Source organism: Mesorhizobium silamurunense, from assembly GCF_014843825.1.
In the GTDB taxonomy this organism is placed as follows: domain Bacteria; phylum Pseudomonadota; class Alphaproteobacteria; order Rhizobiales; family Rhizobiaceae; genus Mesorhizobium; species Mesorhizobium silamurunense.
Map to the genome: position 1 here is coordinate 25,372 of NZ_JHQR01000348.1, position 10,721 is coordinate 36,092.

At 59.3% G+C, this 10,721-nt stretch carries 12 protein-coding genes and 1 tRNA gene; 6 read left to right on the plus strand and 7 right to left on the minus strand.

Annotated elements, in window-relative coordinates; translation table 11 throughout:
* The first annotated feature begins 10 nt into the window (after window positions 1–10).
* Both DH10_RS32295 and DH10_RS32300 read left to right on the plus strand, forming a co-directional pair.
* A complete protein-coding gene (locus DH10_RS32295; protein ID WP_192251656.1) occupies window positions 11–1,306 on the plus strand; it encodes a L,D-transpeptidase family protein in 1,296 nt (431 codons plus the stop codon).
* A gap of 11 nt (window positions 1,307–1,317) precedes the next feature.
* A complete protein-coding gene (locus DH10_RS32300; RefSeq protein WP_192251659.1) occupies window positions 1,318–1,557 on the plus strand; it encodes a sulfurtransferase TusA family protein in 240 nt (79 codons plus the stop codon).
* A gap of 15 nt (window positions 1,558–1,572) precedes the next feature.
* Here the strand turns inward: DH10_RS32300 and DH10_RS32305 are convergent, their stop codons facing one another.
* Window positions 1,573–2,697, minus strand: coding sequence for a CobW family GTP-binding protein (locus DH10_RS32305; RefSeq protein ID WP_192251662.1), 1,125 nt, complete (start codon window positions 2,695–2,697; stop codon window positions 1,573–1,575).
* Between the two features lie 2 nt (window positions 2,698–2,699).
* Window positions 2,700–3,866, minus strand: a complete 1,167-nt coding sequence (locus DH10_RS32310; RefSeq protein WP_192251665.1) for a D-alanyl-D-alanine carboxypeptidase family protein — start codon at window positions 3,864–3,866, stop codon at window positions 2,700–2,702.
* Between the two features lie 215 nt (window positions 3,867–4,081).
* On the opposite strand from DH10_RS32310, the gene DH10_RS32315 reads away from it, so the two are divergent.
* The 4 genes from DH10_RS32315 to DH10_RS32330 all read left to right on the plus strand — a co-directional run bounded on the left by DH10_RS32315 (window position 4,082) and on the right by DH10_RS32330 (window position 7,191).
* Complete coding sequence (locus tag DH10_RS32315) at window positions 4,082–5,245, plus strand: M20 aminoacylase family protein (protein WP_192251668.1); 1,164 nt, start codon at window positions 4,082–4,084, stop codon at window positions 5,243–5,245.
* Between the two features lie 132 nt (window positions 5,246–5,377).
* Window positions 5,378–5,454: transfer RNA gene (locus tag DH10_RS32320), tRNA-Arg, on the plus strand.
* Window positions 5,455–5,643: 189 nt separating this feature from the next.
* A complete protein-coding gene (locus DH10_RS32325; RefSeq protein WP_192385759.1) occupies window positions 5,644–5,940 on the plus strand; it encodes a hypothetical protein in 297 nt (98 codons plus the stop codon).
* Window positions 5,941–6,144: 204 nt separating this feature from the next.
* Entirely contained in the window at window positions 6,145–7,191 is a 1,047-nt protein-coding gene (locus DH10_RS32330; protein ID WP_192385760.1) for a DNA cytosine methyltransferase, read from the plus strand.
* Here the strand turns inward: DH10_RS32330 and DH10_RS38365 are convergent.
* The 5 genes from DH10_RS38365 to DH10_RS32355 form a co-directional block, all read right to left on the minus strand.
* Window positions 7,179–7,457, minus strand: coding sequence for an MAE_28990/MAE_18760 family HEPN-like nuclease (locus tag DH10_RS38365; RefSeq protein ID WP_192385762.1), 279 nt, complete (start codon window positions 7,455–7,457; stop codon window positions 7,179–7,181). The genes DH10_RS32330 and DH10_RS38365 overlap by 13 nt on opposite strands.
* Entirely contained in the window at window positions 7,352–7,825 is a 474-nt protein-coding gene (locus tag DH10_RS32340) for an MAE_28990/MAE_18760 family HEPN-like nuclease (RefSeq protein ID WP_192385764.1), read from the minus strand. The genes DH10_RS38365 and DH10_RS32340 overlap by 106 nt, the downstream gene beginning before the upstream one ends.
* Entirely contained in the window at window positions 7,822–8,988 is a 1,167-nt protein-coding gene (locus DH10_RS32345) for a DUF262 domain-containing protein (protein WP_192385766.1), read from the minus strand. The genes DH10_RS32340 and DH10_RS32345 overlap by 4 nt, the downstream gene beginning before the upstream one ends.
* A gap of 227 nt (window positions 8,989–9,215) precedes the next feature.
* Window positions 9,216–10,181 carry a tyrosine-type recombinase/integrase gene (locus DH10_RS32350; RefSeq protein ID WP_192385768.1) on the minus strand — a complete coding sequence of 322 codons (966 nt, stop codon included), beginning with the start codon at window positions 10,179–10,181 and terminating at the stop codon, window positions 9,216–9,218.
* Window positions 10,174–10,713, minus strand: a complete 540-nt coding sequence (locus DH10_RS32355) for a hypothetical protein (RefSeq protein ID WP_192385769.1) — start codon at window positions 10,711–10,713, stop codon at window positions 10,174–10,176. The genes DH10_RS32350 and DH10_RS32355 overlap by 8 nt, the downstream gene beginning before the upstream one ends.
* Window positions 10,714–10,721: the final 8 nt, after the last annotated feature.

Here is a 10,721-nt window from a genome sequence, read left to right on the forward strand (position 1 = left end):
AGCCGTATCGATGTTTGCCAAGCTTGCCCGCACCGGAGTCCTGATCGCCGCGATAGGCGTCGCCGGCTGCAATGATTCGTCGATGAAGGATTTTGCGCCGGAGGCCAACAAGCCGCTGCCGGACAAGATCCTTGCCGACATGAGGGCGAAGGGCATGGTGCGCACTTCGTCGGTGATGGCACGCATCTTCAAGGAAGAAGGCAAGCTGGAGATCTGGAAGGCCAAGACCAACGGCCGCTACGATCTCGTCGCCAGCTACGACATCTGCAAATGGTCGGGCAAGCTCGGTCCCAAATACACCGAGGGCGACCGCCAGGCGCCAGAAGGCTTCTACACGGTGCGTCCCTCGCAGATGAATCCGCGCTCGAACTACCACCTGTCCTTCAACATCGGCTTCCCCAACGCCTATGATCGCGCCAACGGCCGCACCGGCGCCAACCTGATGGTGCACGGCGCCTGTTCGTCCTCCGGTTGCTATTCGATGACCGATGCGCAGATCGAGCAGATCTATGCCTTCGGCCGTGATGCTTTCCAGGGCGGCCAGACCGAGTTCCAGATCCAGGCCTTTCCGTTCCGCATGACCGCCGCCAACATGGCGCGCTACCGCAACGACCCGAACTACGAGTTCTGGAAGATGCTGAAGGTCGGCTACGACAATTTCGAGATTACCAAGGTGCCGCCGAAGGTTGACGTCTGCGAGAAACGTTACGTCTTCAACCAGGTCGCGCCCGAAGGCACGACCTTCAACCCGACCGGCCCCTGCCCTGAAACGACGCAGCCCGACTCGCTGAAGACGGCGTATGCCAACTATGAGAAGAGCTACGACGCGGCCTTCAACTCGGCTGTGAAGTCGAGCACCCCGGCACCCAAGCCGACCATTGCCGGTATCAAGGAAGCCAGCATCGTTTCCGATTGGTCGAAGCGCCGCGCCCGCGGCGAGCGCGTGCCGATCGACCCGCCGTCGATGAATTCCGACGGCTCGGTGACGGAGACGACGCGCATGGGCCGCATCGATTCCCCGCTTGGCCGGAAGATGGCGGCGATCGACGCGGAGAAGGAAGCCAAGCGCAAGGCCGAGGAGCAGCGGCTGGCCGCGATCGAGGCGGCCAAGGCCGCCAAGGAAGCTGCCAAGGCGCAGGCTCTGGCCGAAAAGGAAGCCGCCAAGCAGGCGGCTCAGCAGCCGGTGGTCACCGCGGGCGTCGAGGTCGCGCCGGGCCAGCCGGCGGCTGAGACCCAGGCGGCGAGCGCCGACGAAGGCACAGTCTCGAAGCTGAAGAAGAAGCTACTCGGCATGTTCGGCGGCTAGATTTTTCGATCTTGGCCAGATCAACCGCTATCTACGATTTGAAGGGGCTGAACTGCCCGTTGCCGGTGCTCAAGGCGCGCAAACGCCTGGCCGCGATGCGGCCCGGCAGCCGTCTGTGGCTGGAAACCACCGACCCGCTGGCCGTGATCGACATTCCGGCCTTCTGCGCCGATGCCGGTCACCAACTGATCGAGACGGCCACGATTGCCGGCGGCCATCGTTTCCTGGTCGAACGCGGCACGGCGGCCTGAACCAGGTCTTTCGTCTTACAGTCCGGCAATCGCCAGCGGATTGGCCTCCAGCGCCGCCCGGTCGGGCGTGTCGATCGACGGCTTGTTGGTGAAGGCGGCGAACAGCCGCTGGATATAGTCTTGCGGCATATCAAGCGTGATCAGCACCAGCCGGGTGCCGCGCTGCCCGTCCGGCCAGGCCGGCAGCCTTGCCGGCGGATGCAGGACCTTCTGCACGCCGTGGATGACCAGCGGCAGTGACGGATCTTCCATCAGCTCGATGACGCCCTTCATGCGCAGCAGTTTCTCGCCATGCGTCGAGCGCAACAAATCGAGGAACATCTCGATCGCCGAGAACGGCACTGGTCCATTGTGGACGAGCGAGTGGGAATGTACGCGGCTGTCGTGGCGATGGTCGTGATGATGGTGGCTGTGATCGTGGCCATCGTCGTGGTGATTATGATCGTGATCATGCGCTGCCTCTTCGCCGAGCCAGCGCCGCACATCGGCGCTCTTGGTTTCGGGATTGTAGAGGCCGCAATTGAACAACGATGCCGCGTCGGCAGCGGTATCATTGACGTCGAGCAGGACGGCGCTCGGGTTTATCTGATGAAGTCGCGCCCGCAGGGCCTCGACACCGCTTGCCTCCGTGAGATCGGTCTTGGTCAGCACGATGCGATCGGCGACCGCCGCCTGCTTCACCGCTTCCACATGCGCATCGAGCGTGGCCTCGCCGTTGACGGCATCGACCAGCGTGATGACGCCGTCGAGCCGGAAAGCCTGCAGCAGCGCCGGATGCGCCATGATCGACTGCAGCACCGGCGCAGGGTCGGCAAGCCCCGTGGTTTCTACGACGACGCGCGCCAGCTTGGCGATGCGGCCGGTCTGCAGCCGGTCGACGAGATCGGCCAGCGTGTCGACAAGGTCGCCGCGCACCGTGCAGCAGAGGCAGCCGTCGGAAAGCTGGATGATGCCGTCCGAAGCCTGCTCGACCAGAAGATGGTCGATCGCCACCTCGCCGAACTCGTTGATGATGACGGCCGTGTCGGCAAGCGCCGGATCCTTGAGCAGCCGGTTGAGCAGCGTCGTCTTGCCGGCGCCGAGAAAGCCGGTGAGCACCGAGACGGGAATGGGAAAGCCGCCGCGCCTCTGCCCTGTCATCGCTAGTTCGCCGCCTTGGTCGATTGATCTCCCTGCGCCGCGGCGGAAGCGGTGGCGGCGGGTGCGGCGCCGGCCGGCAGCGGCATGTCGGGCCGCCAGGTCGGCAGCGGCACATCGGCATAGTTCTGATCGGCCTGGTCGACGAAGGCCTTGGGCGCCGGTCCGGTCGCACCGCCGAGGCCGACCGCGATCAGCGTCGGATGGTCGAGCTTCACCTGATAGGGCGATTTCGGCTTGTCCTTGGCGGCGACGGTCGGCGCTGCCTCGGATTGCTCTTCCTTCGGCTTCTTCTTGCAGATCTCGTCATGCAAATCGTTGGGCGACAGCGTGTCGCCATAGGGCTTGAGCGCCGCGAGCGTCGTCGCGCCGGCTGCCGGCGCATCAAAACCCTGGTCGAGCAGTTTCGCCGCCGTTTCGGCGCGGCTGATCGCTGATTTTTCGCCGAGCACGACGGCGACCAGCGTGCGGCCATTGCGGGTCGCCGAGCCGATCATGTTGAAGCCCGACGAGCAGACGAAGCCGGTTTTCATGCCGTCGGCGCCCGGATAGCGGCCGATCAGGAGATTGTAGTTGGGAAGCGCCTTCTTGCCGACCGCAAGCCCCTCGATGGAGAACCACGGCGCATATTGCGGAAAATCGTTGCGGAGCGCCGTCACCAGGACGGCAAGGTCGCGCGCGGTCGTGTATTGGTCCGGCGAATAGAGCCCGTTCGGATTGACGAAATGCGTTCCGACCATGCCGAGCCTGGCGGCCTCGGCATTCATGCGGTCGGCGAAGGCCGCCTGCGATCCGCCGATGTTCTCGCCCACCGCCATGGCGATGTCGTTGGCCGACTTGACCAGCATCATCTTCAGCGCATTGTCGAGCCGCATCACCGAGCCCGGCTTGAAGCCCATCTTGCTCGGCGGCTCGCCGGCGGAATGTTTCGTCACCTTGATCGGCGAATCGAGCGCAACTTCGCCGGCTGCGATCGCCCGGAACGTGACATAGGCCGTCATCAGCTTGCTCAGCGAGGCCGGGTACCAGCGCTTGAAGGCGTCCTGGTGCTCCAGAACCTTGCCGCTCTTCAGGTCGAACAGCACCACCGGATTGGCGCGCGCGGCGCCGGAAAGCACCGGCAGTGCCAGCGCCGCCGCAAGCAATAGGTTGAAGAAATGCCTTTGCCGCATAATCAAATCCGAAATCGCCTCTTGCCGTAATCGCCGCTGGCTCCGTAAGATTTCGTTACGCGATAGCCAGCATGGTGCGGACCGACCCTCGACCCCGGACCGCATTATGCGGTGCTATTTACCCTATGTGACGCCAAAATGGCAAAGCGCCAGGCAATCACAATTGCCGGGCAGCGGCCCTGAGCCGCCTGCCCCAACAAAGAGATGGACCGATTATGCCAATTCTCAACCGTGCCGCGGAAATGCAGGAAGAAGTCGCCGGCTGGCGGCGCCATCTGCACCAGACGCCGGAACTGAACTTCGACGTCTTCCAGACCGCCGCCTTCGTCACCGACAAGCTGCAGGCCTTCGACTGCGACGAGGTTGTGACGGGGCTCGGCAAGACCGGCGTCGTCGGCATCATCCGCGGCCGCAAGGGCGAGGGTCCGACCATCGGCCTGCGCGCCGACATGGACGCGCTGCCGATCGCCGAGATCACCGGCAAGCCCTATGCGTCGACCGCCCCGGGCAAGATGCACGCCTGCGGCCATGACGGCCACACCGCCATGCTGCTCGGCGCCGCCAAATATCTTGCCGAGACGCGAAATTTTGCCGGCTCGGTGGCGGTGATCTTCCAGCCGGCCGAGGAAGGCGGCGGCGGCGGCAACGAGATGGTCAAGGACGGCATGATGGAGCGCTTCGGCATCTCGAAGGTGTTCGGCATGCACAACATGCCCGGCCTTCCCGTCGGCGAGTTCGCCATCAAGCCCGGCCCGATCATGGCGGCGACCGCCGAATTCACCATCACCGTCAAGGGGCGCGGCGGCCACGCGGCCATGCCGCACGGCACGATCGACCCGATCGTCATCACCAGCCAGTTGGTCGGCGCGCTGCAGACCATTGCTTCCCGCAGCACCGATCCGGTCGAGGCCGTCGTCGTGTCGGTGACCAAGTTTCACGCCGGCGATGCCTACAACGTCATTCCCGAGAAGGCCGAGATCGCCGGCACGGTGCGCACGTTGAAGAAGGAAGTGGCCAGGAAAGCGGAAGAGCGCATCCGCGCCATCTGCGCCGGCCTGGCGTCGGCCTTCGGCGCGACGATCGAGGTCGACTACGACGCCAACTATCCCGTCACCTTCAACCATGCGGAAGAGACGGTCTTCGCCAGCGACATCGCCGCCGACGTCGCCGGCGACGCCCATGTCCACCGCGCCATCCAGCCGGTGATGGGCGGCGAGGATTTTTCCTACATGCTGGAAGCGCGCCCCGGCGCCTTCATCTTCATCGGTAACGGCGACTCAGCCGGCCTCCACCATCCGGCCTACGACTTCAACGACGAAGTCATCCCGCACGGCATGAGCTACTGGGTGCGGCTGGCCGAGACGGCGCTCGCCGCCTGAGCGCCTCCGCGGCGCGGCGGCGAGATTTGCCTCGCCGCCCACTCGCCCGGCGCCACGGAGCAAAGTGCCGCTCGGCACGCCAGCAACGCCTCTTGGCGAACGGGCCCGAAGCGTTTATGTGTCGGGCCGCGTGGTCCCGTAGCTCAGTAGGATAGAGCGGCAGATTCCTAATCTGTAGGTCACAGGTTCGATTCCTGTCGGGATCACCAATAAAATCAATAGCTTAGGCGGCCATTACTAGGAGATTGGCGGCGCCGAGCTACTAAGCAGATACTAACGGGACGATCCAGAGGTGGCGCGATGCCCGATTTTGATCAGAATCGGGCTGACGGGGCCGCCAGAGCCCTGCCCCAAATTCACTCCCAATAATCCCGTCGACCTGAGATTGAGCCGACCAAATGCTCCTAAAAGATGCCCTTATTGTTTGGACGCCAAACCGCGCTCCCTTCGAGAATCTGCCGACGGCTGGGAAGATTGCTGTAACTACCCTTCCGGAGCCGGACGCTCTAAAAGCTCATCCATCGTCTTATGGGGCGAGTGATATTGAGTGGACCCAGGCTTCCAATGCACAGCGTCATAAGCTGTTGTCCGAAAAGCTAGAGAATATCGCGAAAGATGATCAGCTTGACCCGAGTGATATTCTGGATAGCTTGGGCGGTATAGACGATATAGATACTTTGGTTTTCAAATTTTAAGGGAATTATCCCTTGAGATACGTTTCAAAGAGGCCGCTCGGGAACTTGACGGGGACCAAACTGGCGACGCGTTCGAGAAGGCGATGCGCAGAAGCGCGCCTATCAAGGAGCGAAAATAGGCTCTGTTAAAAGGGCTTAGATTGCGATCGATTTCGGCAGTGTTCTCAGGTAGAATCTGGTCTGATAAGAATCGGATTCGCCAGTATGACCACTAAATCTCTCGACATTGCAGCCGTGGATTTGTTCTGTGGTGCGGCCGGATTATCGCTTGGCCTGAGGGAAAGTGGTATCGCGATCGCTGGTGGCGTCGACCTGGATCCCGCCTGTCGCTATCCGTTCGAGGCAAACATAGGTGCGAAGTTCCTAGAGGGCGACGTGTGCGACCTATCTGCGCAAACTGTGGCCGAAATGTACGGCACTGCCCGTATCCGAGTTCTAGCCGGGTGCGCTCCATGCCAGCCCTTTTCCGGCTACACTACTAAGCGACGCGGGATTGATCCCCGGTGGCAATTGCTGCTGGAATTTCTTCGTATTGTCCAGCAGGCGAAACCGGAAATTGTCACCCTAGAAAATGTCCCACGCCTTGTTCACCTTCCATTGTGGAGTGAATTCGTACTTGGCTTGGAAGAGGTCGGATATTCGGTTTCATGGGACGTGCTTGACGTTTCGAAGTTCGGCGTTCCGCAGCAACGAAGAAGGCTCGTCCTGTTAGCGTCGAGATTAGGGGCGATTCACCTTCCATCGCCTTCGGAAGGCAAGGCTCCGACTGTCAAAAGTGCGATAGGAAAACTGCCGGAAATCAAGGCTGGTTTGAGGAACGCGATTGACCCGCTGCATACCTCTCGCGCTCTCACTCCTAAGAACCTCGATCGGATCAAGGCGTCGAAACCAGCAGGGACTTGGCGCGAGTGGCCGGAAGAAATGCGCGCCGATTGTCACAAAGCAAAATCTGGCAAGACATATCCATCGGTCTACGGCCGCATGTCGTGGGATAAGCCGTCGCCGACTATCACCACCCAATTCTATGGATTCGGCAACGGTCGGTTTGGTCATCCTGAGCAGGATCGAGCCATTACCCTTCGAGAGGGCGCGGTATTGCAGTCGTTCCCGATCGACTTCAAATTTGCGCCATCAGACAGCAAACTGAATTTCAGAGCGATAGGACGGCTCATAGGCAATGCCGTTCCCCCGTCGCTTGCTAAGGCGATCGGCACTACCATTGTCGAGCATGCGCGCGCTTACGCCGCGTAGGCCTCATTATCTAAGAACGCCTCAATGTTGGTCAAAATTTCGAACATGAAACGTGTCGATCTTCGACTGATTTCGACAAGCTCGTTTGCGGTGTAATTTCGGCCAACCTCCTCGAAGGTCTTAAGGCCGTGAGCGAGATCGTTGCGGTTGCTCTTTATCGTCAATAGATCAGCGCCGCCGGCGGTCCTGGAATGATCGGTGTGACACGAGAAGCCATACGTCTTGCCAAGGGCGCGAATGCTCTTGGCATCGACGCTACCCGACATCTTACGTCGTAACTCAACGCAAGAGCAACGAACTCAGCAGGGACATTTTTAAGAGCATAGGCTTGGGGATCAGCCTTGCTTTTGAAAAGCCTCACGAGTTCAAGACGGAGCTCGCCCGACAGCCTGTCGAACGGCGTCGAGGCTTGCGCAATCTCGCCGTGGATGGTCTCGACAGCGCCCCTCAAGGTAGCTTCGATCAGATTATATAGAAGTAGGAAGGTGCCGCCCCGCAATGTCATTAACCGCCTAGATTGGGCCCGCGTTGCGGACCCTATTGGCGCGTTTTTCTCGACAGTCATCACGACCGACAAGTAGTGGCGCACCTGCCGCTTACGCTCCGCAAAGTCAGTCAGGAACTCTTTTGTCATTCGGCGAGCAGCCGATCTCGGACGAATGTTACGCGCCCGACCAAATTCGCCCTATTGTTAGCAGCATCGCTGGTGGTCCAGTCTTTGAACTCATCGCTATCGAGCCAAGAACTTACGTTTGCCGCCGTCAAATCGGGGTTCTGTTCAAGGGCAAGTGCAGTTCCAACGGCGATCGCTTCGAATCGGACGCGTGGCACTTTCCGGCCAGGACCAGACTTCTTGAAGCCGTTTGGATAGTTTGCCTGAACAAACTCAAGCGTTTTCGTCCAGATCGCTTTCATGCTGGCAGCCACGTCAGTGCCGCCGGGCTGTTCGGCGAGTTCTATGTTTTTGTCTTTGACGTATGAAAGCAGGAAGTCCCTGACGACCTTACCTTCCTCACCCAATCCATAGACCTCGAAGCGATCCTTAAATGCGAAAAATCGGGTAACCAACTCCTCATACTCATACCGTTTTGCAAGCGCCTCGGAGACCGGCGCGAGTAAGTGGAGGAGTGGGTCCCCAGCAAGGGCAGTGCAAAGGTCCAAAAACGGACCCTGCTGCATGCCCCGGCGCACTTCTACGGCCTCCAGTGTCACCGAACCGGTGTTTATCCTGTCAAACATTTCGCGGCGGACGTCTTCAGTCACCGCTTCTGTCAATTCGATCAGCCGAAGAGTCGAGCGCTTGAACCGGCGCTGTCTCGACGTGGGTAGGTCCGAGAACTTGAAGCCGTTCAATGCATCGAGTCGACTCAGCCCTGACAGCGTGAGGTCATCGGTCAAAAAGCGGGCGAGGGTACGGATGCGCTGAACGCCATCGACTATCTCAAGCCGGCCCGAACTATCGGGGTCATCATCCTTGCTCACGTCGGCAACAAAGATAAATGGCACAGGGAGCCCGATCAAAAGGGACTCGATAAATCTAGATTGCTTTTTCTCCTGCCAAACCAAATCTCTTTGATAATCTGGTACATATATTTCGTTCTTGTCTTCGCCGCGCCCTTTTAAATATTGTTTCGCGACAACTTCAGCGGGATACTCCCTAACTATGTATCGAACGTCTTTGATGTTTTTGACGATTTGTTCTTCAGCAAGCGCAACCTCGTCTGAAGAGCGCGTCGGCTTTGAGCCTGCTACAGGGAAAGTGTCGTCAACCAACTCAGGATCGTCGTCTGCAATCATATTACCAGCCCCACCAAATCACAGGACTGACTGTACCACCGAAATTGGCTGGTCACGACTCCCGGCGATCGATCGCGAAGCTATCTGACCTTAGTGGGGTACGCAAAGTATAATCGCCAACGGAAATGGGCTACCTGCTCGGTCACCCCTCGCAGCGCTGTGCCAATGGTAATGAACATCCCACGAGACGGCAGCAGCCTTGCTCGAGTGTAGTCGTTCTGGGGGATTCATTCAAACCTTATCCGCTCCACCTCGGACAAGACGATGCTGTCGTCTCGACGGTCGTATAACTGGGTAGTCCGCGTCGATGCGTGGTTTGCCATCTTGGCGGCCTTCTCTAGCGTCCCATTGTTGAGTAGGTAAGCAGTGATGCCCGTTGCGCGAAAAGTGTGATTACAGATGGCCGTTTTGATTCCGGCCTGCTTCGCGCGCCGCTGTACCATAGCGTATGCGTTCGAATGGCAAAGACGGTCGTTACCGAGTGCACTAGATTGACGGTTCCAGCTTCTGAATAGCGCCCGGTCAGGCTGACTCCGTAAATTCGCGGCCTCGATGTACGTCACGAGCCAGGCTTCAAGTTCGTGATGGCAGGGCATGTCATGGAGTTTGCCGCCCTTCTCATGCAATCGAACCCACAGTCGACGGTGTTGAAAATAGACATCGTCGACAACCATGGCGAGAGCCGCACCAATCCGCGCAAACGTATACAGCATCGTTCCAATCAACGCCCGATCCCGGAGTCCGATGACGTTCGCGGGGCTGATTGATTCGATGAGTTGCCGCGCTTCAGACGGGTCAAGTACCGCTGTCTTACCTTTGCGGATGATGTGTCGAGGGCTCTTTACAGAGGCAGCGGGGTTCGTTGGTATAACTTGACCCATCACGAGCCAGTCGAACAACATTTTTAGGGCAGCCAGCTGCTGCTTTACCGAAGGAACAGAATAGCGAAATCCCAACTCTTCGACCCATGCGGCAACGTGAATTGGGCCGATCGAGGTCAGGTCCGACAATCCCGCCCTGTCGGCCCAATTTAAGAAAGCCGCGACAGCGCGGTAGTAGGCGATGCGGGTATTGGGATTGCGGATATTGGCAGCAAAGAATTCCAGAAATCGGGCTTCCGCGCCAAGGCCAGACCGGCGAACGAGGGAAATTAGTTCTTTTTGCCGGGAGCTGGCGAGCAGCAGTTCAAGCATCTGGCGCGCGAGCGAAAATTAGAGCGGAAAGATAGGATTGAGGCGTGATCATGATGAATTTTTGCAGCCGATCGGCGACCGACGAACCCTGAACCTCGACCCTCTTCCATAGGCGAATATCTTCGGCCAACCCCTCGGCGAGCACTTCTGGCATTTCCGTCTTGGCTGCAGCCAGTTCGACAAAACAACGCCGCGCTTGAGCAAGAACCACATAGAAGGCTGCGATCTCACAGCTCAATTCTGGGTCGAACAAACCCATCCGGCGCCTGAATTGACGGAAAATTGGTAACTCGGACGCCTGACAACAGAGGTAAGTGGGGATGGCCATTTTGTTACCGGCCGCCAAGTGCCCCTGATACCCAAATAGTGACCCGACATGATCGCTAGCAATGACAGTTTCCAGCACCGCATTGATCTCAGCACGGAAGAGCCCAGCCGTGCTCCTGGCATCGTTCCAGCGCACCAAGCCGACGAATAAGATAAACACCAGGGTAAAAACGGAGAAAAGCATAAGAGCGGTAAGCAAAGCCAAAGCCTCCA